Genomic DNA, 23,329 nt, shown 5'->3' with positions numbered 1-23,329 from the left:
TAAAAGTAAATTCATAGTGTAAAAATGATTATATTTTTAAAAAATGTTAAAAAGTATGACACCTACAGCCGTCTAGCTTTGAAAGACGTACATTAATATATAATTATGAAAATATTGAATTATCAATCGCGGGCAAAAATAACGCCTTCAAAGTATCCTGTCGCCACTTCTTTACCATCTTGATTTTTGCCGATAAAAGATGTTTTTACTTGATACTGCGGTTTTATAGGGTGCCTATCATACTGATCTAAAGTGATGACACAGCTAATCAAATCACCTGTATAAACAGGACGTAAAAACTGTAAATTAACATTACGTGCCATGAAATTATTTTCCCCACCAAATTCGGTTAAAATAGTTGTAGTCAATAAGCCGTGTACAACAAGTCTATCTTTGTCATCAGGAATGACATGATGAATTCCTTTATCACGAGAAATTTCTGTAAATTGTCTTACTTCTTCTACAGTAAACATTCGTTCATATAAAAAGCTTTCTCCAACAGTTGTTGCTTTCATCTAAATTCCTCCTAATATGATTATAGTTACCATTATGAATTACTATTCATTTTTAGTGAAGTGAAAACATGTAAATAACCTATTTACTAGAGATAGATAGCATTGTAATCATTCACCTTTATATGAAAAAATCCCCGCCAGTGAAGGGGGGATTCGCATCTGTTATATTTTAAATTGGTTCACCACATCGCGCAGCGAATCGGCTTGATGTGATAATTCTTCGGCTGCCGCATGAATTTCTTGGATGGAAGCGGATGCCTCCTCTGCCGCAGCAGCAGATTGATCTGTTTGATGGGCAGCATGTTCAGCAATTGTTGTCACTTCAATAAATGATTCCATCACATCTTGGCTGACAGCCTCTGTTTCTGCAATACGTTCGACCATCGATTCGATTGTCGAGAGAGTGTCCATCGTTTGTTTAACAATTTCATCTAAAGTAGCAGTCGTTGCATTGGCAACTTCAACACCTTGAATGACAGATTTTACACCATCTTCATTTTGACGAACAATCAATGAAATTTTGTCTTGAATGGTATGAACAATTGTAGATACTTCACGGGCGGCTAATTGGGACTGCTCAGCTAATTTACGAACTTCATCTGCAACAACAGCAAAACCCTTGCCATGCTCTCCAGCACGAGCTGCTTCAATTGCTGCATTTAATGCGAGTAAATTAGTTTGTTCGGCAACGCTTGTAATCGTGCCAATAATCGTCGTAATTTGAGCAGAACTTTCACCAAGTCCCGTGACAGTTTGATTGGTATTAGCCATCGTTTCTTCAATTTGCAACATAGAATTTGCTGATTGCTGAACGGAGCTGTATCCAGCTTGAGCTGCTGACTGCATTTTAGCGGCGGTTACTTTCAAATTATCGGCATCATTATTTAAATGTTTTGCTGACTCCTCGAGTAACGACATTTTTTGAGAAGATGCATGAATCGAACGAATGGTTTGGTCGCTACTAGCTGCTATTTCAGAAGTAGAGTGAGCAATTTGCTGAATAGTAGCAGCATTTTCTTGGGCGGAAGCTGTTAATTGTTGACCGCTTGCTGAAACATTGTCAGACAGTTGTCGGACATTTCTAATTAGTTTTGCAATCGATTCGATTAAACTATTTGTACTTGTCGCAATTTGACCAAACTCATCCTTGTTTTTTATTTCGACGCGTTTCGTTAAATCACCACCTGCACTGGCCATTTCCTGAATAGAAGAATTAATTTTAAAGGTATTTTTCTTAATCGAGCGGAACAAGAAAGTACCAGAAATAAGAACTAATAAAATAGAGAGTAATGTTAATGAAAAGAATAAAATCATAGCAAATTGTGTGCTTTTTTCAAGTGACTTGATTTGTTTAGCTGTATTTTTAGCTAGCACATCATTCATCATACCAATATGAATATCAACGTAGGACATTGCTTTTGTGCCTGTTCCTACCAAGACAATCCTTTGTGCAGATTCCAAGCCATTTACTTTACGTGATTCGATTACACGTTTAGAATAGGTTAAATAATTTGCATAGAACTGATCAATGGAATCAATGCGATCTTTTTCTTCCCCTTTTTTATTGAAAATTTTATGTAGATTGGCAATAGAATCGTCAATAATCTGACGTTGTTCATCGTACTGATTTAAATAAATTTGACTCCCTGTAATGATAAAACTTTGCTCAACATTTGATAATTTGGCAATATTTCCTGCAAGTTGGTTAATTTCTAGTTGCTCACTTAAACTTTTACCGGTAAAAGACTTAAGCTCAGTTTGTAGACGATTCATATTAGTATATGATACAACTAACATTGCTGCTAAAATAATCGTAAGAATGGCGTAGTTAATAATAATTCGACCACGAACCAATTTCCAAATGGGTGTTTTACTGTTAGATTTACTAGCTGCGACCTTTTTACGGCGCTTTGGAATTTTCTTTGGTGATTTTGTTTTTCGTTTCTTGGTTTCCACACCAGTTAATGTATTCATAGCCCCACCTACTTTGTTGAGTATTCAGTATATTTTATATATTACGGAATCAGAAGGGAAAAAGCCACATATTTCACAAAAAAAATAATTCTATTTTACTATAAAGGAGGTATTTGTTATGAGACATAGTTTCTATCATTATGTCATTAAGTTCCGAGGAGGTGGGAAAAACGATTCATTTTCTTCTTTTTCTGAGGCCATGTTCGAAGATCATACCTTTTTAAAACAATCAGAGAGCTTTGATGAATTATCACGCTATATTGAGGAAGCTGCACATCCGGATATGTCGGCGATGATCTTTGATGAATTATGGATATTATATGTAGAGAATGAAAAAGAATGATTTCGTTTGTCAGATGTCTGACATTACTGTACAATAACTAAAGATTATAGAGAAAAGAGGCCAATAAAATGAGTATCCATATTAATGCAAAACAAGGTGAAATCGCTGAAATCGTCCTACTACCAGGTGATCCATTACGTGCAAAATACATCGCTGAAACATTTTTAGAAGATGTCGTGCAGTATAATGAAGTCCGCAATATGTTTGGTTACACGGGTACATACAAAGGTAAACGTGTATCTGTACAAGGAACTGGTATGGGTGTTCCATCAATTTCAATCTACGCAACTGAATTAATGCAAGAGTATAATGTGCAAAAATTAATTCGTGTAGGTACAGCAGGGGCTTTAAAAGAAGATGTTAAAGTACGTGACGTTGTTATTGCTCAAGCGGCAACTACTGACTCTAAAATGAACGAAATTCTTTTTGGTGGTATTGATTATGCGCCAATCGCTGACTTCGACTTGCTACTAAAAGCATATAATGAAGCTAAAACAGCAGGTTTAAACGTACGTGTAGGTAATGTATATACAGCTGATTTATTTTATGGAGAAAAAAATCCAAACGAACAACTAGCTGATTATGGCGTACTGGCAGTCGAAATGGAAACAGCAGCTCTTTATACATTAGCAGCTAAATTCAAACGCCAAGCTTTATCAATACTAACAATATCAGATCACCTAATCACAGGCGAAGCAACAACATCAGAAGAACGTCAAACAACGTTTAACGATATGATGGTTATCGCTCTTGACGCAGCAATCCAAGATTAAACGAGATTGAGACAAAAAGAAAAAATGTTAGACCAAGATACAATCGGTCTAACATTTTTTTTGATGTAAGAAGAGATATTTAACTCAGTTAGGCGGAAAAGCTGTTAGCTATTTTTGCTATTTTTCAACATAATCGAGTTCTGTCGCAATCTCGTTTAATTATTTTGTACGGAAGTATTTGAATCGATACTTTCAATATTTGTAATATAAAACAACTGGTTTTTATAAGCTACTGTATAGCGTTTGATTCGTTCATTAAAAGATGTTTTTTGTTTATAACCACCTTTATAAAGTTCAAAAGTTTCATGAGAAGTAACGATAATTGTATTCGCATTTTTAGGTTCTAAAGTCGTATCATTCATCAAAAAAGTATAATAATAGTCATAATCCCACCCAATATGTTTTGATACGAAGTCTCGATAGTTTGATTTTACGCCATTATTTTCAGAGAAATAACCGGATACATGGCTGAAGTCACCAGAATTTAGCGCCGTTTCATAATCAGAGCGAAAGTTTTTATAAAAGTCATCTGCTTGATTTTTATGGGTAGTGAAAAATTGATTCGTCGCTGTTTGATCAGTTGATTTACTGTCCAATTGTAGATTACTACTTGAAGTGTTGACTTGTGTTACAGGTGCAGTTGCTGATTTTGTAACAACTGTTTCTTTCAGTTTTTTCGGCTCTGTCACTTTTTTGTCAGTACTTACTTTGTCAGCTTTAACTTCAACTTTTGGGCTGACCTCTTTTGTACTATGATCAACGGGCGTATTTAGTTTTGATTGTAATTGAAAAATATTAATAGACATAAATAAAATAGCAAGAATAATGATAATTGCGAAAATACTCCCAATCACTTTTGTTGATTTTTTAATATGTACAGTACTTTTTGGGGTTCTACGATTGCTGTCATTGTCAATTATGCCAAATTCGACTCGCGCACCGCACTTTGAGCAGAACCTTGTATCCTCGCCGTTATTATTACCACATGTTGAACATTTCATTGTAAAAATCCTTCTTTATTGAATGTTAGTATAGTTAAAGGGGATAAAAATGAATAAAAAGTTTTGTTTTTATGTAAAAAATATTTAAAATATTACATAAATAGCTAAATTTTATCGACTTTTAAGTTGAATAAATGATACTAATAGAGCAAATGAGCTCCATATATGAAAAAAGGCTTTGTTACAAAGTTTCATTTAGAATCAAAAATTGTGATGGAATTGTAAATAGTGGTTATAGGAAGGCTGATTATTTTATAGTGCCTCTTACCTAGCAAATATGAAGTAAGACAATAAGTTGTGGATTTACCAACTCCATCTTTTCAAATAATCATCTTTTCATACTAATAACAACAAAATAAGAAACTGTAGAACCATAAATACAGATATATATAAGAGAAGAGTTCATGGTGCTATTTGTATCACGCTATTGATTCTTCTGGTGTAATATGGGGTATTCGTCACAACAGCTCATCGAGAAAAGACATCGGTTATAGCGTTTCATACGGACCATCTCCTCGATAATTACAAGGTTCGAAACTGTCCATGCTCTCTATAAAAAATCAGGAAAATGGGATGCAGTTGATGGAGGGAACGTAAAATACAAAATAACAGGAAATTTATTGTGTTTTTTAAACTTTGCAACAAAACCTCAAATAACAATAAAATATTTAAAAGACGAATTAATTTAACAGACATTGCTTTTCGTTAGGCTCAGAACCTGTTAAAATAGGGAGAGTGTGTTTGTACACGTAACGATTGAAAGTGGTGAAGATCATTGGACGATAAGAAAAATAATGGTTCACAAGACGATACGCAACCACAATTAGATAAACCGGAGCAAGAAGAAGTTAAGCCAGCAAGCAAATATGTGCGCTTAAAGCCGTTTACACTAATTATGATGATTATCGTACTGATCCTAGGTACATCTGGTATTACAATTTTCGCATTAACGGTAGGCGAGAAAAAAGTTGTTGAAGTACGTACGCCAAATCATGAAGAATTTCAAAAATTATTTAGCGCGTATGAAGAATTAGGCGAAAAATATTATAAAAATGTCGATGAAAATAAGCTAGTAGATGGTGCTTTAAAAGGAATGATTGAATCGTTAGGTGATCCCTATTCGGATTATATGACGGGTGAGGAAGCATCACAATTCAGCGATAGTATTTCTTCAAGTTTTGATGGGATTGGTGCTGAGATTCAAGAAAAGGATGGCCAAATTATTATCGTGTCACCAATTCGTAATTCACCAGCAGAAAAAGCAGGCTTACTACCAAATGATGTTATAAAAACAGTTAATGGTAAGTCAATTGCGGGTAAAACAGCAAATGATGCAGTGCAATTGATTCGTGGTAAAAAAGGAACAGAAGTTGAATTACAATATCAACGTGGCAAAGATTCGAAGCTACATAAATTGACGCTCGTACGAGATGAAATTCCAATCGAAACCGTATATGGTGAGATGACGAAGAATAAAATCGCACATATCCAAATTACGAGCTTCGCAGATGACACGTATAAAGAATTGTTACAACAACTCGATAAAATGGAGAAAAAAGGCATGAAAGGCTTAGTTCTTGATGTCAGACAAAATCCAGGCGGTATGTTAACTACAGCTGTTAGCATTGCTAGTTTATTCGTTAAAACGGGTGATACAGTAATGCAAGTAGAATACAAATCGGGTGAAAAAGAAGTACTGAAAGCACAAGGTGGTCGTAAAGTAAATGTACCGGTAACTTTATTGATCGATAAAGGAAGTGCATCAGCATCTGAAATTTTAGCAGCGGCTATGAGTGAGAATGCACATGTTCAACTGGTCGGTGAAAAATCATTTGGTAAAGGTACAATGCAAAGCGCTAAAACAGAAGCAGATGGCTCTATTATGAAATATACAACGGGCAAATGGTTAACACCAGAAGGCAATTGGATTCATAAAAAAGGAATTAAACCAGATGTGAAAGTGACGTATTCTAGTTATGCAAAATTACCGTTTTTAGATGACTCTAAAGCGATGAAGTATGGTGTCGTTTCCGACCAAGTGAAAGCTGCCGAACAAATGCTAAAAGCACTAGGTTACAACCCTGGTAAAATCGATGGCGTTTATGATGAATATACACAATATGCAGTTAGTCGCTTCCAAGAAAATGAGAAGATTACGATTGATGGTATATTAAAAGGTAAAACAACCAATACTTTAATGATTGAATTACGTAAAAAAATTAAAAAAGATGATCCACAATTAGCGAAGGCTAGAAAAATTATTTTAAAAGAAATTAAATAAAAAAGAAGGCAGCCCTCGCGTTGCCTTTTTCTTTTTACTAAAGGAGTAATGGTGATGAAAGATGTTTATCTATTAAGTGGATTTTTAGGAAGTGGTAAAACAACGCTATTAGCAAATATGATTGGTCATTTTAAAGAACAGGGGCTTAAGCCAGCGGTAATTATGAATGAACTTGGGGAATTGAATTTTGATTCGCAAGCAGTGGAAGAAGGGGTACCACTAAAAGAAATGCTCAATGGCTGTATTTGTTGCAGTGGTTCAGAAAAAACAGAAGCACAAATCCAAACTTTATTAGCTGAAGCAGTGTTTGATGTATTGTTAATCGAAACAACAGGTGCAGCTCACCCGGTTGAAGCATTGGATGCGGTGTATTCACCATTATTTGCAGAAGAATTAAATATTAAAGGGATCGTTACGGTAGCCGATAGCAAGCGCTGGCTGACGCGCAATGACATGTCACCGCAAAGTCGTTCGCTCTTTTTAGAACAAATCAGACATGCCCATTTATTACTCATCAATAAATCAGATTTGTTGAGCGACACTGAATTGGCGACAGCAACATTCGAAATCCAAGGTATCAATGAATATGCGCCTATTCTACAAACTACAAATGCAAAAGTACCACTGAAAATGCTCCAAGAGATGCAAGCTACAGCACGCCCAGATTATATTGAAAAAGCAGATTTAGGTAAACAATTACACTTGAGTTCACGACTTGTAGATTTTACTGGCTTGGCATTCACACAACAGGAAATAGAAGACTGGTTACGAACATTACCAACGACAATTTATCGTATGAAAGGGTATATACCGATTAAAGGCAATAGCAAACCGATGCTCTTTCAATACGCATATGGTTTAACACAATGGATGCCGGAATATGTCAAAATGGCCCCGAAGTTAGTTATAATAGGTGATCAAGTAAATGATATCTCTATCATAGGTAAAGCGTAATAGATAGTCAATAACATATCAAATGAGGCTGGGACAGTAGTGGCCTCGGTTCATGCAAAAAGGTCAATTGCTTCGGCAATTGACCTTTTTATTTGTTTTTCGGCAGCGATGCGCGCTATTTTATTCATTTTTGCTCAGTTTGTCAGTCGATTACTTCGAAAGTACATGATCATCGAATACAAAAAAATAGGGCTATAAACGATTGAAGTGATTTAGCGTCAAAATACAAGCAGTAATAAAGTACAAAGAGAGCCGTTTATATCTGGACTCAATTGAAACGGGAAATAAAAATGAAGAGCCAATATCATGTCGAATCTTCGGTTTCTCACGAACTGAAAATCGAATGAAACCAAATGAACCTTCCAACATTCAAAAATGGGTTCGACGTCTATTTTTTTTTTGCGCTAGCTGTCGGCTATTTTTTTCTGAAAGCTTTTATGGTATATAAAAAGAATACCGTATTTAGATATGTGGTATTCCTTTTAATTTTGATTAAGCTTTTGTTTCAGTCTCGTTTTTTTTAAAATTAAATGAGAACAAGATATTAATATATTTATGAAGAAGACGATATTATGATGGTGACTACCTCGAATGGTCATTTTTAAAATAGAAAATTTGATTATAGGAGAGCATCTAGTGAAATTATTTAATTTTAAATCAGTGAATTTACGCATTTTAAGTGGTTTTATACTTATTATGGTTTTGGTCATTTGCTTTACAACATTTAATTATAGTTCTAATTCTTCTTCAAGTGAAAAGTTGAGTAGCATGAAAAACCAACAAACAGTTCAAGAAGCGACTGAAGCGATTGCGAATTCTTTACTTGTTCGTTCATCAGCAGCCTCAAATTATGTTTTAACAGGGGAAAAATCTTTTAAGAATGAATACAAAAAAATGGTGAATATTGTCGATGAAAAGGTAACATTACTCAATAAAATCGATAAAGAGGGGATGAAAGAACGGATGTCATACGTTGAAAGAGGACGTAATTGGCATAATGAAGTACAAAAACAAGTATTTGACGAATATGACGCAGGCAATAAAAAACAAGCGATTGCGAATTTAACAACATTAAATAAAGAAGAAGTAATCGTTCGTAGCAATTATGAGAAACTAGCAGATGATACGATAAAAGCATCAGATCAGCTTAGTAATTCTTTAATAGAGACATCGCTTATACTTAAAAATACTGGTGCGGCAATTAGTATATGTATTATAATTTTAGGGGTTTTGATTGCGTTAGTAACAGCTAAATCAATTGTTCATCCCATTAAAATTATTTCACAGAGAATGCATGAAATTGCAGAAGGTAATATTAGCCAAGAGAAAATAAATACGACTAGAAAAGATGAACTCGGTAATTTACTACAAATAACGAATACATTGACTGAAAAATTGAATAGTAGTATGACAGCCATTCAACTAGTATCAGAGCGTGTAGCGGCAAATAGTGAAGAACTTGCACAGTCTACAAATGAAGTATCTAGCGGTTCAGAACAAATTGCCCAAACGATGCATGAAATTGCAGAAGGTGCAGATATGCAAGCACGAAAAACAACGGACTTAGCTGAACAAATGATCGAATTTAAAGAGAGAGTGCATGCAGCAGCTACAGAAGGGCAATCATTGTCAACTGCATCTAATGATGTGCAGACACTCACAAAATCAGGGCAACTGATTATGAAAGACACAACAGAGCAAATGCATGTAATTGATACGATTGTTGCACAAGCTGTTGAACGAGTAGAAAGTTTAAACAAACAATCAGCACAAATTTCGACTTTAGTGTCAGTTATAAATGACATCGCCGGTCAAACGAATTTATTGGCGTTAAATGCGGCAATCGAAGCAGCGAGAGCGGGTGAACATGGTAAAGGTTTTGCTGTGGTAGCAGATGAAGTTGGTAAATTAGCTAATCAAGTACAAAATTCTGTAGCTGATATTTCTCATATTGTTCGTATGATTCAAAGTGAGACATCGGAAGTAACAAGTTCTTTAAATACAGGGTATACGGAGGTACAAAAAGGAACACAACAAATGGTCTCTACAAATGATACATTCACATATATTTCAACTGCTGTACATGATATGAGCAATACTATTCACTTTATATCGAGCAATCTTTCTTCTATTTCGGATCAGACAACAACCATTGCTATGACGGTCAACGATATAGCAGCTGTTACGGAGCAGTCGGCTGCAGGTGTACAACAAACTTCAGCAACAATTGAAGAAACGACGAGTACGATGGAAGATATGTCCAGTAGCACAGAGCAATTAGCAGCGATGGCAGAAGAGTTAAATGGAGAAGTGCATAAGTTTAAATTATCGTAAACTTTATCCTTCAATAGTTCAACAGAAAAAAACGGATATAATAGTTATTTTTCTAATCATCTAAGGGATCTTCCATACAAGTAAATAATTATTTGAATTAGTAGGCGCAACTTTATTTTGACGATTAAGTTATAGAATAATTTTGGTTGATCGCTTTGAAAAATGAACACAAGCTCTAAAAACAGTCAGAGCATACAAAAAGAGGAAATCAATTTGATTTCCTCTTTTTGTATGCTCTATTTATTAACTTCAATTAGTTTAGCGACAATATTATCTGTAAGTTCCTGTGCCGTTTTAGGTACGAAATTTTTAAGAATGGCATTAACCATTGGTCCCATAGCACCACCTGCGGTAATATCTAGGAAACCTTCCATCGATGTATTGGCGTCATCGATGACCGTTGCTTTGAAATGACCGCCGCCTTTAAAGTTATCTGAAGTACCCTTTAGATCAAAGATAACGGATACAGGTTCATTCCATTCACGAATATCAATTTTTAGTTTGACTGTTTTTTTCATGAATCCTAAATCACCTTTAAACTGCCAAGTTGATTCATTTTCGTTTATAATTTCATGCGTAATATAGCCGGGTACTAATGGTGCCCAATTGTTCATATCATGAACGAATTCCCAGATTTTATTAATATTTAATGGAACTTCAACTGTGTGTGTGCCGTTTGGCATAATGATTTCCCCCTAAGATGTCTATGTGTATTAGTTAGTACCGATATGTTTTCCTGCAAGATAACCAAATGTCATACCTGGTCCGATCGTACCTCCAGCAGATGGATAAAGTGGGCCCAGTGGATTCATAGCTGCGTTACCCGCTGCATATAGACCTTTGATTGGTGTATTGTCATGACGTAATACTTGGCTGTTGCCATCTGTACGAGGACCACCATTTGTACCTAATGCACCTTGGTAAATTGGTAGGGCATAGAATGGTCCTTTTTCTATTTTACCTAAGTTCAATGCTGGACTTGGACCAGTCGGTGTGTTTAAAGCTTCAAATTTAGTTGTTCCGCGATGGAAATCAGGATCAATTCCTTGTTCACAGTTGTCATTCCAACGTTTAACCTGTGCTTCTAAACCATCTGCATCAACACCTATTTTTTCTGCTAGTTCACGTAAAGATGAAGCTTGGTCAACCCAGTCTGGTGCATCTTCACCAGGCATCATCGTAATAATCATTTGACTGTCTTTTAGTTGTTGATCAAAAATCATCCATACTGGACCTTTATTTGCGAATTCCATTTTAACTGGATCAAATTCAAATAGTGAACGAGGCATATCATTATATGTTGTACCTTCATGTACAAATCGTTTACCGTGCTTGTTGACGATGATTGAATTAGGTCCCTGACGTCCGCCACCTAATTGCCCCATTACTTTATCTTCATACTCAAACGTAGGATCGACCATAGTTGGGTACCACCAAGCTTCAGACATATTGCCAAGAGAAGCACCGGCTTTCATTGACATCATCAATGCGTCGCCTTCATTACCTGGAGGTGATACAGGGTGAGTAATATCGCCTTTTAAGAATGAACGAGTTAATTGTTTATTCCATTCGAAACCACCAGAAGCAAGAATGACACCCTTATTTGCTTTAATATATAATTTTTCACCATCTGAAGTTTCAGCAATAACACCGATTACTTCATCTGCTTCATTTAAGATTAAATCTTTACCAGCTGTGTGTAATTTCGTCACGACGCCACGGTCTAAACAAGCTTTGAATAATGAGGCAATCAATGAACGTCCCATTGTTACAATATTATTTTCCATACGTTCGGCAATTTTACCGAAATCAACGCCTCCAATTGCCCCACCTTCTTCTAATGTTAGAGGAGGGAAAATTGGGTTTTGGCGTAATGTATCTGCCCATTCACCAATTTCACTTAATGAAAATGGTACGGGATCTAAAGAACGAGTCCCCTGTGGTAATGCTTCTTTAAGGTGACCATAGTATTCAGGGTAACCAGCAGGCATTTTAAAGCGAGTGGGTGTATGTTCATATAAATAATCAATCATTTCTGGACCTTTGTCGACGAAACGTTCGATCATGTCTGAATCAGCACGCCCTTGAGAAAGTCTTTCAATATATTTTATTGCCATTTCTTTCGTGTCATTAATTCCAGCTTCTTTCATGTAACGATTACCTGGTACCCATGCTACACCGCCAGAATAAGCAGTTGTTCCGCCAATTTGATGTGTTTTTTCAAGTGCGAGAACGGACGAACCTTCTTGCGCAGCAGTAACAGCAGCGACAAGTGCCGCACCGCCAGTACCTAATACGACAACATCTGTTTCTAAATCCCATTTTTCTGGAATAATATAACTCATTTGAATAGCCCCCTAAGAACAATTTGAGTAACGCTTAACAATCTCTATTTAACACTATGTAATATAGTTAGTCAACATAAAAGCGCTATCAAGTACAAAAAAAGTGCATAAAGGCTAATTAATGGATATTTATTAAATAAACATCGGAATATGAAGCATTTTTTTAATAAAAAAAGAAAAAACTATTTTTAGCTGCTTTTACAAAATTTATAAATAGAAGGCAGAAAATAGCGAGGGCACTGAAAAACTTACGTTTTTTATGACGAGTTGATTTTTTAGATAAAAATAAGGCACTTTCTGTTCGATTTGAACAGAAAGTGCCTTATTTCATTGTCTATTTCTTACTCTTTTTCATTTAGCAGTTTTAATATCCGCTTAAGATTGACAGCGAAAATTGGTGGAATCGCATTTCTACCATTATCCAAACAGTATTTTGATTTTAATTCGTCTATAATAAATGAAAAATCAACGAGTTCATTAATCTGGCGAAGCATATTATCTTTTGGAATGATTAAATCATATAGTGCCATATAGGGACTTAAGTTAAGGGTTTCTTGTTTGGAAATCATGGTCGCACCACCTTTAATTAGTAACTACTATTATACAGGATGGTCCGTGACCGGGCGAGACCACATTTTAACCTATGAATAGTACAAGTTGATGGAGTGCAGGCGGCGACTTCTGCGGGAACAGCGCGAGCGGAAGCACTCGGACTGAGCGAAGCGAGGGAGAAGGCTGGAGCCGTGCCCGCGAAAAGCGTCCGCCGGAACGGAATCAACGGCTACGAGGATAAGTGGACTTTTTCAGTGCCCTCGAAAATAGCTGCTGACTTTCTTACATACAATAATCGACAAGTTACCACCGGAATTGCTGGTAGATAGTTTCAGACACTGTAAGGGCTGTACAATGTAATTGCTTCTAGAGAAATAGAAAAAACGAGCCTGGGACAGAACAAAAATAGTCTGTCTCCCATACGAATCATCCAATCAATTGAACGCGCAGAAAACCCCACAGGAAAGCAGTGACGAGGTGTTTGAAGCCCTGTCTGCGGAAAGCGTTTTTCGAAGTGGAAATGGATTGAAATAAATAATCCCGTATGATTTCGAAAAATCATACGGGATTTTCTCTGTTGAAAATACGTTTGTCTCAGGCTCGTTGTTCTTAACGACTTGCGAATTTATTTTGAACAATTTTCAAACGAATACTCAATGAAATGGCGCCAATGGCTAGACCAGAAATCAAACCAATCCAATAACCCTGAGGTCCGAAATTAAATATATCTGCGACAATAAATCCAAATGGTAGTGCAATAACCCAATAAGAAATAACCGCCATAATCGATGTGATTGTCACATCTTTATACCCACGTAAAGCACCTTGGATGGGGGCTTGAACAGCATCTGATAATTGGAAGAAGGCAGCATAAACTAAAAAGCCCATTGCCAAGTGAACAACTTCAACATCATTGCTGTATACAGAAGCGATTTGCTGTCTGAAACCAATGAGAATTCCAAGGGTAACAAGACAAATGCTGACTGCAAGAATAATTGCTTTTTTCGTGTAGTCACGTGCATCTTTCATACGTCCCGCTCCAACCTCAAAACCGATGAGAATTGTTGCCCCCATAGAGATACTGAGTGGAATCATATAGGATAATGATGCGAAATTCATGGCAATTTGATGAGCACCGATTATTTCTGTCGTATATTTACTCATAATAATCGTTACGACTGCAAAAATACCTGTTTCTGCGAATAAAGCTAAACCAATAGGTACACCTATTTTTAAAATTTCAAGCCATTTTTTCAATTGTGGTTTTGGCATAGCTTTGAAAAGATGGAAGGTAGCAAAAGGGTGCGCACGCCATGTAATGATCACGGCGATGATGCAAATTACCCAATACGTAATTGCAGAAGCAATTCCCGCTCCAACACCTCCAAGCGCAGGAGCACCTAAATTACCAAAGACAAAAACATAGCAGAAAAAAATATTAATCGGCGTAGCAATTAATGTGATAATCATGGACATACGTGTTTGGCCAAGTGCATCGATAAAGCAGCGTAACACAGTATAGATGAAAAGTGGCACGAGTCCAAAACACATTGCAACTAAATAATCATGCGCTACTTGATGGACATGAGGTTCGAGTGGCATAAGTTGTAATAATGGATTCATCGAAGTCAGCATAATAATAAAGACAAAAATTGCTAAAGTAATACCAATCCATATTCCTTGTTGTACTGAAAAAGTTGCTTCTTTCAATTTTTTCCCACCAACAGAATGTGCTACAATAGGTGTTATGGATAGTAGTATGCCTGAAATACCTACGTAAATCGGCATCCAAATAGAGGAACCTATGGATACACCCGCCAGGTCAGTTGTACCGTATTTACTTGAAAATAAGACATCAAAAAAAGTAATGAGGTACAGTGCGATCTGGGTGACAAGTATCGGGGCTGTAATGACCAACATCATACGCCATTTTTGACGATGATTAGTAGTTTCGTGCAAAATAACCAACTCCTTTAAGAACCTACATAAAAATAATTCTATTATACCTTTTATTTTGTATTCATTGTAGTACAATAATATATTGTTTTTATAAAATACTAACAAAAACTGCCTCATATTAAAGATTGGAGTTTATCATACTAATGAAAAATCAAACTATTGTGCTTACAGGCGGCGGCACAGCCGGGCATGTATCACTAAATCAAGCCATCATACCTTCTTTTTTAGAGCAAGGGTATGACGTTCATTATATTGGATCAAAGGATGGAATCGAGAGAGAAATTATTAAAGAAGCATTTCCAGAGCAACCATTTCATGCAATCTCAAGTGGTAAATTACGCCGTTATTTCTCCCTTAAAAATTTTACTGATCCCTTTAAAGTATTAGGTGGAGTGTTTCAAGCATTGGTTTTACTCAAAAAATTAAAACCACAAATTGTCTTTTCTAAAGGTGGTTTTGTGTCTGTGCCTGTTGTTATGGCAGCAAAAATCCTTGGTATACCGGTTGTATCACATGAATCGGATGTTACACCTGGTTTAGCAAATAAACTATCTCTACCATTTGCTTCACATATTTTTACGATATTTAAAGAAACATTAAACTATTTACCATCACATAAATCAACTTGTACAGGTTCTATTATTCGTTCAGCACTTTTTGAGGGAGATCGTGTGCGAGGCCTTGAGATATGTCATTTTACTAATGGCAAAAAAACCATTTTAGTTATGGGTGGTTCACTGGGTTCAAAATTTATTAATGATGCTGTACGTAATAATTTAACAGAGCTGCTTGTCACATATAATGTGATTCATTTATGTGGTAAAGGGAATGTGGATGATGCATTGTTGCAACTGCCAGGTTATAAGCAGTTTGATTATGTAACGACTGAATTACCTGATTTATTACATGCAAGTGACTATATTGTATCTCGTGCTGGTTCCAATTCGATTTTTGAATTTTTAGCACTGAAAAAACCAATGCTTCTTATTCCACTATCATTGGCACAATCACGAGGTGATCAGCTCGTGAATGCAAAAATTTTTAAACAGCAAGGTTTAGCAGAAGTGATACAAGAAGAAGAATTAACGCCGGAGAGCTTTATGACGGCACTTGCATTATTAACAGAACATGAAGCGGATTTAATTGGAAAAATGACTGCAGCAGAAGCGCCAAAAACACCGGCTGAAATGGTTAATTTAATCATACACTATGCTAAAACAAAATAATTACAGTTTTGCGTTGGTTGGTTATCCATGCTTACTTGTAGCGTATTTCACGAAGTAAATCGCGATTGTCGACAAGTGGATTCATATGTTAGCGCCTTTTGATACACAAAAACTTGCCACCCATCTATCTACGGATCGATGGGTGGTTTTTTTAGTAATGCTCTTAACATATAGGTTTGCTCGTCCTTGTCAGTGGAAAAACATAGTTGTTTCGATACCTCACCCTATATAATAGGATCAAAAATAGAAAAAACCCAAATAGGTCACTTTTTATTAAAGTGATTCCTATTTGGGGTTAGTTCAAAATTCTGCAGCCTGCTCGCTTTTGAGCGGGCGACTTTTGTTTTTCGTGATGTCTAGCAAAATCCATTACATCCTATGCGACACTTCGATGGCTCGGAAGAAAGTGGTGGTGCGCGTACTTTCTTTTCGCCTTCTGCAGTGCGCTCGGATGTGAGCAAATGGACTTTTGTTTTTCGTGGTGTCTAGCAAAATCCATTACATCCTATGCGACACTTCGATGGCTCGGAAGAAAGTGGTGGTGCGCGTACTTTCTTTTCGCCTTCTGCAGTGCGCTCGGATGTGAGCAAATGGACTTTTGTTTTTCTTATTACATTGCTTGTTCTGTTTCTTCTGCTAGTCTTGATGTGTGCATGTAGAAATTGTCTTTATCGATTTTAAATAATTCATATTGTTGTATACCTTCATTGATTTGGGAAAATAATGAAGGGTGGCTAATGCTTGCGTCATGTGCATAACCTAATTTTAAAACTGCTCGTTGAGATTTGATGTTTTCCTTTTTCACTTTCATAAAAACAGTGTGGAAATTCAGATCAAAAAATAACTCATTGAAAAAATCCAGTTTTGCTTGTTGGTTATAGCCCTTTCCTTGAAATGGTTGTCCAATCCAAGTTCCGAGGAAACCCGCACCATCTTGTATATCATGAAGTGTGATTGTACCAATGGGTTGGCCCCAATCATCTGTAATTGTGCGAGATACAACGAGTCCTTGTTCTTCTTCATCCATAAGCTGACGTGTCATAAACCATAATTCATCTGCCGAATTAGCCTTTTGACGAACAAAAGGAAAGACAGATGGGTGGCTTAACAATTCGAATAATTCATTACTCTCGTAAAGATCACGTTGTTTAAGCATACCTAACGCCTCCTTTGGGTGGATACGGAAATACCCACTTCCACCCTCGAAATTTTTCATTTAATGCTGCATAAAAAATCTCGGGGTGGGAATCGAACCCACTAGAACCAGAATACTGGTGACGCACCATTTGCCTTCCCTTAAATCCACTATAATTAGCGATTTATTTATGAAATTATTTTGCAATTTAAATATACAAAAAAAATGTTAATTTGAAAAGAAAAAATTGTTAATTTTCTAAATTTTTTTTCGATATTATCTATAAGTAAAATAATGATAAAAAAAGACATTAATTTTACAAATAATATAAATATAGCTAAAGAAGGGCAATTGGTTATAATAAGTATTCCCGTTTTTTGATAAAAATATGTCTATTTACGAAGAAAAATGTTGAAAAAAAGAGGAAGTTAAATACTATATACTTAGTGTAAACTTAATTTAATATAGTGAAATGGATAGGTAATTACGATTTCTCCATATTAAATACTAGGAAATTGCTATGGATAAAAGAAGCAAGGGTTGTCTAGACTTTTAATAAGAATTATTATAGATGAATAGGAATATGGGGGGGTAGTAAGATGACAACACAGATACTGAAAGTACATGGTTCGGGTAATACTTTTTACTTAATAGAAGGTACTGATGATTTACAATATAATTGGTTCGAATTAGGTGCGTGGTTATGCGATAAACAACGATTTGATGGTGCTGATGGTTTACTTGTCGTATTACCGTCAGAAAAAACAGATGCAAAAATGCGTGTTATAAATGCAGATGGTTCAGAAGCTTCGATGTGTGGTAATGGTTTACGGTGTGTGGCGCGTTATGTACTTAATAAATTACAAGTAGATGAGGCGTTAATTGAAACGATGAAAGCAGACTTACATGTAAGTCGAGCAGGTAGTTTAGCAACGGATGTAGATGCTTTTTCAGTTGAGATCGCACCTGTATCATTTGATTTACAAACATTACCGATGGTTTATAATGGCCAACAAACCTTAATCGATGAAATCGTACCAGCATTTTCTAATGAATTACGTTTTTCTGCATTATCGATTCCCAATCCACATTTGATTGCTTTAGTAACGCAGGAATCGATTGATGATCCTACTCAGCAGCAAGAGCTTGCAACAATGTTGAATCAAGAGAATGACTTTACACCAGATGGCGTCAATGTTAGTTATGTGCTGCCCCTGTCGCAACACGAAATATTTGTACGTACATTTGAACGAGGCGTTGGTTTTACAAATGCTTGTGGTACAGCGATGACTGCTTCCTCATTAGTTGCTTCAAAATTACATGTTGTTAATAGTGAGTTGATTACTGTGTACAATCCAGGTGGTTTTGTACGTTGCCATGTAGAACAACATGGTTTAGAGACAAAGCTCGCTTTAATTGGAAATGCTACATTTACGAGTGAATTTATTTTGAATCATACGGATGAAACGTATGAGCTACAGCGTACAAAAGTTACAGAGGAACAAGTACTTTATGATGCGATGATTCATGATGTTTATAAAAACTTATCTATAGAATGGTAAATGAGGAGTGAGTACATGGAGAACGGGATATTAACAGGGCAACAACTACATATGATGTTTGAACACTGTGATGATTTCGTTTACTACTTGGAAAAAAGTCAAAATACCTATATCTACAAATACGTTAACCCTGCAACGTCCATTATTTTTCAAGATGCCAATCCAATCAATCAACCGCTCGAAAAGATGATTCAATCTGTAGAATTAATTGAATTATTAATGGAGAACTACGATAAAGTAATTCTGACACAACAGCAGACGACTTTCAGAGATTTTTTTCTATTTTCCAATACGACCCGTACGAACGAAACAACAGTAATTCCGACAAATAACGGTCAAGGTATATTAGCTATTACACGTGAAATTCCACAATTAAAAGTATTAGAAGAAGAAAATCATTATTTGACGTCCTTATTTCAAAATCAATTGAATGCCGTTCTTGTAATGGATGAAAAATTGAATATTATAAAAACTAATGAAGTATTTCATGAACTTTTTGTGGAAGATGCGCTCATTCATGGTAAATCAATCCATGAATTATACTGGGAAGATTCGGAGCAATTAAAGTTATTTTTTGACTGTTTACACCAAGCGTTAACAGGAAAGAAAAAATCAATGCAGCTCAATTTGAAAAAACGCGATCATGCTTTTGCGAATTTTCAATTAAAGTTCAATCCGGTTATATTAGCAGAACAAGTTGTAGCGGTTAGTGTAGAGTGGATTGAATATACCAAAAATCTGGAATTAAAACATGATTTGATGAAAACAAGTAATGTTTTGGATGCTTACAAAGCGGCGCTTGATGAAGCAGCAAATTTCTGTATTACGGATTATAATGGCATCATTGAATATGTTAGCCCTGGTTATGCGAAATTAGCTCATTTTCCAAGTGTTGATATGATTGGGAAAACAAATGCAATCGTCAAATCTCGTCAGCAATCAACTGTGTTCTATGATGAGATGTGGTCGACAATCAAGGCTGGAAATGTTTGGAGAGGCGAGATTTGTAATATGTCACGAATTGGCACACATTACTGGCTGGATTCGACGATTGTCCCCATGTTTGATATGAATGGGGACATCAGTAATTTCTTATCAATTTGTTTAGATGTTACAGAAAAGCGAGTGCTTATGACAAACTTGCGGAGTATTGAAAGAACATTTCGATTAATTACAGAGAACACAAATGATTTTATCGTTATTACAAATGAAGATGGTATTATCTTATATGTTTCACCTAATCATGAATCACGATTAGGTTATGAAAAAGAAGAGTTGCTTGGTCAATTTTATTTTGAAGTGTTGACGGATGAAAGTAATATGTATCTAAGAACAGAATTAAATACGTTACTTCCATCAGAAGGAGATTCTTTAGTGGAGTTGCAGTTGTTAACAAAGTCTGGCGGTTTCGTATGGATAGAAGCACATATAACGGTTGTCACAGATGCGATGCGCGAAGACGTCTATCAATTTGTCATCATTGCGCGAGAAATCACACAGCGTAAACAAAAAGAAGATGAACTACGTTTTATGGCGTATCATGATAGTTTAACATTATTACCAAATCGTCGGTTTATTACAGCGGAATTTCCTAAGCTTGTTAAACAAGCAATTAATTTTGATTATTCGATTACATTACTTTATATAGATGGCGACAATTTTAAACGCATTAATGACGTTTACGGTCATGATATTGGTGACGAATTTATTAAAGAATTTGGACAGGCTTTAACGAGAAGCGTACGTGATGATGATCTTGTCGCGCGTATCGGGGGCGATGAGTTCATTATTATGTTGACGCATATGTCCGCAGATGAAAAAAAACGTGATTCTCAACTATTAAATACGATCAATCGAATCCAATTAGTGCTGAGAAAAGGTTGGATGATCGCAGGACACCATTTTTCACCGACATCTTCAATTGGCGTAGCAAGCTATCCATCAAATGGCCAATCAATAAATGAATTAATGGCACACGCTGATGATGCACTTTATATTGCGAAGAAAATTAATGGAAAAGATTCCTATCATATTTCTTCTGAAAAATAAGGAGGGTGCGACATGACGTATAAAATATTACTTGTTGAAGATGAAAAGAGCATTGCTCGTTTTATGGAACTGGAGTTGCGCCATGAGCAATTTGAAGTGACGGTAGCATATGATGGCCGTAGTGGATTGGCATTGGCGTTGGCAGAAGCATTCGATGTTATTTTATTGGATGTCATGCTACCAGAGTTAAACGGCATTGAAGTGTGCAGAAGGGTGCGCAAGACATCAGACACACCAATCCTTCTGATTACAGCTCGCGATGCTGTAATGGATCGTGTAGCTGGTTTAGATGCAGGTGCGGACGATTATATCGTCAAACCTTTTGCTATTGAAGAATTATTGGCACGTATACGTTCGATATTGCGCCGTGTATCCACGGTTATTCCCAAAAAAGAAATGTTGCGCTATAAAGAGATTTCTATAGATGAAGCGGCCTATCAAGCACAGGTAAATGGCGAAGTATTACAATTGACGAAAACAGAATTTGATTTGTTGGCATTGCTCATTCGTAATAAAGAACGCGTATGTACGCGCGAACAAATATTGACGACTGTTTGGGGTTATGACAGCGAAGTAGAAACGAATGTCATCGATGTTTATATTCGACATCTTCGCGCCAAGTTGCCCCCGCCATATAATGACTATATCGAAACGGTTCGAGGGGTTGGGTATGTGATGAGACAATGACATGGAAAGACAAAATAATGGATAAGTGGACGAAGCAATCTTTGAAAAAAAAGTGGGCGCTAACGTCTGCTTTTGTCATTTTTATAAGCTATTTATTAATTTGCACTGTACTATATATCTCACTCCATTCATGGTTGTATAGCGATGAGGAACAAGCAGTACAACGTTCGATGTCTGATTTAACAACCTTTTTTGAAGGGCAGGGTCATCGACTATCCTTAGATGATTTAGAACGTAATGATAACTTAATTAATGCGATTGTTGATAAGAAAGAAACAGCACGCATATTAAACAAAGATGGCGTTGAAATACTACGTATCAACAATACTGCGACGTCCATTCCGCCAGTACCAGAAAATGTGCCAGACAGTGGTTATACAGTTGAACATGTCAAAGTAGATGGTCAAGCAAGTTATGTGGCAATAGCCAAACTCAATCTCGGCCAATTTTCAGGCTATATTCAACTGACGCATCCACTAACGACACTGGTATCACTCATGCGTTATTTGCTGACAGCGATGATCTTAATGGGAATCGGCGCATTGATTGCCTCTGCCGCCATCGGGTATACACTTGCAACACGGTTATTAAAACCGCTCGATACTTTGACAAGCGAGATGAATCGTGTAGCCGATAAGGGGTTTGATGTTCAAATTCAATTAAATGATGTTAGGCATGATGAAATTGGGGAATTAATCTCTGTATACAAACGCATGATGGGGCAGTTGGAAGAATCATTCTTACAACAACAGCGATTCATATCAGATGCTTCTCATGAACTTCGCACACCTATTCAAGTGCTAGAAGGTCACCTTAAATTGCTTCAACGTTGGGGAAAAGACGATGCCGCCATTATGGAGGAGTCATTATCGACCTCTTTGGCAGAAGTGGCACGTATGCGTTCATTAATAGAAGAATTACTTGATCTCGCAAGAAGAGAAACTGTGGATCAGACAAAATATGTGGATCTAGTTGAAGCGACAAGAGCAATCGCAAGAGAGACGGAACAATTACACCCACAAGCTAAAATTATTATAGAATATGACAAAAATAACCCATTTTTTGCTGCAATTTCAGAGGATGCTTATAACCAAATCGTTCGCAACCTATTACAAAATGCTATACGTTATACCGAAAAAATTCCAAATGTGCGAATATGCTTGACAAATGAAGCCCAGTACCACAGAATCGAAGTCGAAGATAATGGTATCGGCATACAAAAAGATGCCATTCCACAAATATTCAACCGATTTTTCCGCGCGGATGAAGCTCGCTCCAGAGAGCATGGCGGGACCGGATTAGGACTTGCCATCGTTAAAATGCTCGTAGAGAAATATAATGGCAAAATTAGCGTTGACAGTGACTATGGAAAAGGAACAAAATTTACCATTCTTTTACCAGTGAAATCCCAACTCAAATAGATTTAATTGAGTTATTATGTGTTTCAAGCCCAAATATGCTGAATTTGTGAAAAAATATTGTATTTTTTGTGGAGAGTAGTAAGATTGAAGTGTAAAAATATTATGCCGAATTATGCAGTTTAGAAGCTGTGGCTCGGAATAATTGGAAAAATATAGAGTGGATTTTCACCTTAATTGAGCATGTTTCATTGAAAGATGCCACGAGGCAAAAAACTTGG

The 23,329-nt window shown here is 36.3% G+C and carries 17 protein-coding genes and 1 pseudogene; 10 read left to right on the top strand and 8 right to left on the bottom strand.

Features of this window, described 5'->3' with window-relative positions:
- Positions 1 to 122 precede the first annotated feature (122 nt).
- On the bottom strand, positions 123 to 515 hold the full coding sequence (locus DEX24_RS03315; protein ID WP_109304983.1) for a hotdog family protein: 393 nt from the start codon (positions 513 to 515) through the stop codon (positions 123 to 125).
- A 162-nt stretch (positions 516 to 677) separates the two neighbouring features.
- A complete protein-coding gene (locus DEX24_RS03310; RefSeq protein WP_109304982.1) occupies positions 678 to 2,489 on the bottom strand; it encodes a methyl-accepting chemotaxis protein in 1,812 nt (603 codons plus the stop codon).
- A 118-nt stretch (positions 2,490 to 2,607) separates the two neighbouring features.
- Between DEX24_RS03310 and DEX24_RS03305 the strand changes: the two genes are divergently transcribed.
- Positions 2,608 to 2,832 (top strand): YozE family protein, encoded by a 225-nt coding sequence (locus DEX24_RS03305; protein ID WP_109304981.1) that lies wholly within the window; start codon positions 2,608 to 2,610, stop codon positions 2,830 to 2,832.
- 68 nt (positions 2,833 to 2,900) lie between these two features.
- Positions 2,901 to 3,605 carry a purine-nucleoside phosphorylase gene (deoD, locus tag DEX24_RS03300; protein WP_109304980.1) on the top strand — a complete coding sequence of 235 codons (705 nt, stop codon included), beginning with the start codon at positions 2,901 to 2,903 and terminating at the stop codon, positions 3,603 to 3,605.
- Between the two features lie 155 nt (positions 3,606 to 3,760).
- Here deoD and DEX24_RS03295 read toward each other — a convergent pair whose 3' ends face one another.
- Positions 3,761 to 4,606: a zinc ribbon domain-containing protein gene (locus tag DEX24_RS03295; protein ID WP_109304979.1), complete on the bottom strand. Its 846-nt coding sequence runs from the start codon at positions 4,604 to 4,606 to the stop codon at positions 3,761 to 3,763.
- A gap of 775 nt (positions 4,607 to 5,381) precedes the next feature.
- Here DEX24_RS03295 and DEX24_RS03290 point away from each other — a divergent pair.
- The 3 genes from DEX24_RS03290 (at position 5,382) to DEX24_RS03280 (ending at position 10,175) form a co-directional block, all read left to right on the top strand.
- Complete coding sequence (locus DEX24_RS03290) at positions 5,382 to 6,887, top strand: lmo1851 family serine protease (RefSeq protein WP_246131425.1); 1,506 nt, start codon at positions 5,382 to 5,384, stop codon at positions 6,885 to 6,887.
- A 54-nt stretch (positions 6,888 to 6,941) separates the two neighbouring features.
- Positions 6,942 to 7,841, top strand: a complete 900-nt coding sequence (locus tag DEX24_RS03285) for a CobW family GTP-binding protein (protein WP_109304978.1) — start codon at positions 6,942 to 6,944, stop codon at positions 7,839 to 7,841.
- Positions 7,842 to 8,477: 636 nt separating this feature from the next.
- Positions 8,478 to 10,175 carry a methyl-accepting chemotaxis protein gene (locus tag DEX24_RS03280; protein WP_170112825.1) on the top strand — a complete coding sequence of 566 codons (1,698 nt, stop codon included), beginning with the start codon at positions 8,478 to 8,480 and terminating at the stop codon, positions 10,173 to 10,175.
- A gap of 236 nt (positions 10,176 to 10,411) precedes the next feature.
- Here DEX24_RS03280 and DEX24_RS03275 read toward each other — a convergent pair whose 3' ends face one another.
- The 4 genes and pseudogenes from DEX24_RS03275 to DEX24_RS03255 all read right to left on the bottom strand — a co-directional run bounded on the left by DEX24_RS03275 (position 10,412) and on the right by DEX24_RS03255 (position 15,031).
- Positions 10,412 to 10,858, bottom strand: coding sequence for an SRPBCC family protein (locus DEX24_RS03275; protein WP_109304976.1), 447 nt, complete (start codon positions 10,856 to 10,858; stop codon positions 10,412 to 10,414).
- 30 nt (positions 10,859 to 10,888) lie between these two features.
- Positions 10,889 to 12,520 (bottom strand): FAD-dependent oxidoreductase, encoded by a 1,632-nt coding sequence (locus DEX24_RS03270; RefSeq protein ID WP_109304975.1) that lies wholly within the window; start codon positions 12,518 to 12,520, stop codon positions 10,889 to 10,891.
- 392 nt (positions 12,521 to 12,912) lie between these two features.
- Positions 12,913 to 13,089 (bottom strand): annotated as a pseudogene (locus tag DEX24_RS03265) (transposase); the annotation flags it as partial.
- 592 nt (positions 13,090 to 13,681) lie between these two features.
- A complete protein-coding gene (locus tag DEX24_RS03255) occupies positions 13,682 to 15,031 on the bottom strand; it encodes an MATE family efflux transporter (RefSeq protein WP_109304973.1) in 1,350 nt (449 codons plus the stop codon).
- Between the two features lie 143 nt (positions 15,032 to 15,174).
- On the opposite strand from DEX24_RS03255, the gene DEX24_RS03250 reads away from it, so the two are divergent.
- Positions 15,175 to 16,257, top strand: coding sequence for an undecaprenyldiphospho-muramoylpentapeptide beta-N-acetylglucosaminyltransferase (locus DEX24_RS03250; protein ID WP_109304972.1), 1,083 nt, complete (start codon positions 15,175 to 15,177; stop codon positions 16,255 to 16,257).
- Positions 16,258 to 16,867: 610 nt separating this feature from the next.
- On the opposite strand, the gene DEX24_RS03245 is transcribed toward DEX24_RS03250, so the two are convergent.
- Positions 16,868 to 17,413, bottom strand: a complete 546-nt coding sequence (locus DEX24_RS03245; protein ID WP_109304971.1) for a GNAT family N-acetyltransferase — start codon at positions 17,411 to 17,413, stop codon at positions 16,868 to 16,870.
- A gap of 578 nt (positions 17,414 to 17,991) precedes the next feature.
- Between DEX24_RS03245 and dapF the strand changes: the two genes are divergently transcribed.
- The 4 genes from dapF to DEX24_RS03225 are packed head-to-tail and all read left to right on the top strand — an operon-like array spanning position 17,992 to position 23,111.
- Positions 17,992 to 18,954, top strand: a complete 963-nt coding sequence (dapF, locus tag DEX24_RS03240) for a diaminopimelate epimerase (RefSeq protein WP_109304970.1) — start codon at positions 17,992 to 17,994, stop codon at positions 18,952 to 18,954.
- A 15-nt stretch (positions 18,955 to 18,969) separates the two neighbouring features.
- Complete coding sequence (locus DEX24_RS03235; RefSeq protein ID WP_170112824.1) at positions 18,970 to 21,003, top strand: diguanylate cyclase domain-containing protein; 2,034 nt, start codon at positions 18,970 to 18,972, stop codon at positions 21,001 to 21,003.
- Between the two features lie 12 nt (positions 21,004 to 21,015).
- Positions 21,016 to 21,690 carry a response regulator transcription factor gene (locus tag DEX24_RS03230; protein ID WP_109304968.1) on the top strand — a complete coding sequence of 225 codons (675 nt, stop codon included), beginning with the start codon at positions 21,016 to 21,018 and terminating at the stop codon, positions 21,688 to 21,690.
- A complete protein-coding gene (locus DEX24_RS03225; protein WP_109304967.1) occupies positions 21,687 to 23,111 on the top strand; it encodes a HAMP domain-containing sensor histidine kinase in 1,425 nt (474 codons plus the stop codon). Before DEX24_RS03230 ends, DEX24_RS03225 begins: the two co-directional genes overlap by 4 nt.
- Positions 23,112 to 23,329: the final 218 nt, after the last annotated feature.

The sequence above is a fragment of the Kurthia sibirica genome (assembly GCF_003143975.1).
In the GTDB taxonomy this organism is placed as follows: Bacteria; Bacillota; Bacilli; order Bacillales_A; family Planococcaceae; genus Kurthia; species Kurthia sibirica.
The sequence above is the reverse complement of the archived record's forward strand: the minus strand, read 5'-3'. Positions and strand labels throughout refer to the sequence as shown.

Coding starts and splice junctions, on each gene's coding strand:
- DEX24_RS03315 (WP_109304983.1), bottom strand. CDS start 515: ATGAAAGCAACAACTGTTGGAGAAAGCTTTTTATATGAACGAATGTTT.
- DEX24_RS03310 (WP_109304982.1), bottom strand. CDS start 2,489: ATGAATACATTAACTGGTGTGGAAACCAAGAAACGAAAAACAAAATCA.
- DEX24_RS03305 (WP_109304981.1), top strand. CDS start 2,608: ATGAGACATAGTTTCTATCATTATGTCATTAAGTTCCGAGGAGGTGGG.
- deoD (WP_109304980.1), top strand. CDS start 2,901: ATGAGTATCCATATTAATGCAAAACAAGGTGAAATCGCTGAAATCGTC.
- DEX24_RS03295 (WP_109304979.1), bottom strand. CDS start 4,606: ATGAAATGTTCAACATGTGGTAATAATAACGGCGAGGATACAAGGTTC.
- DEX24_RS03285 (WP_109304978.1), top strand. CDS start 6,942: ATGAAAGATGTTTATCTATTAAGTGGATTTTTAGGAAGTGGTAAAACA.
- DEX24_RS03275 (WP_109304976.1), bottom strand. CDS start 10,858: ATGCCAAACGGCACACACACAGTTGAAGTTCCATTAAATATTAATAAA.
- DEX24_RS03270 (WP_109304975.1), bottom strand. CDS start 12,520: ATGAGTTATATTATTCCAGAAAAATGGGATTTAGAAACAGATGTTGTC.
- DEX24_RS03250 (WP_109304972.1), top strand. CDS start 15,175: ATGAAAAATCAAACTATTGTGCTTACAGGCGGCGGCACAGCCGGGCAT.
- DEX24_RS03245 (WP_109304971.1), bottom strand. CDS start 17,413: ATGCTTAAACAACGTGATCTTTACGAGAGTAATGAATTATTCGAATTG.
- dapF (WP_109304970.1), top strand. CDS start 17,992: ATGACAACACAGATACTGAAAGTACATGGTTCGGGTAATACTTTTTAC.
- DEX24_RS03235 (WP_170112824.1), top strand. CDS start 18,970: ATGGAGAACGGGATATTAACAGGGCAACAACTACATATGATGTTTGAA.
- DEX24_RS03230 (WP_109304968.1), top strand. CDS start 21,016: ATGACGTATAAAATATTACTTGTTGAAGATGAAAAGAGCATTGCTCGT.
- DEX24_RS03225 (WP_109304967.1), top strand. CDS start 21,687: ATGACATGGAAAGACAAAATAATGGATAAGTGGACGAAGCAATCTTTG.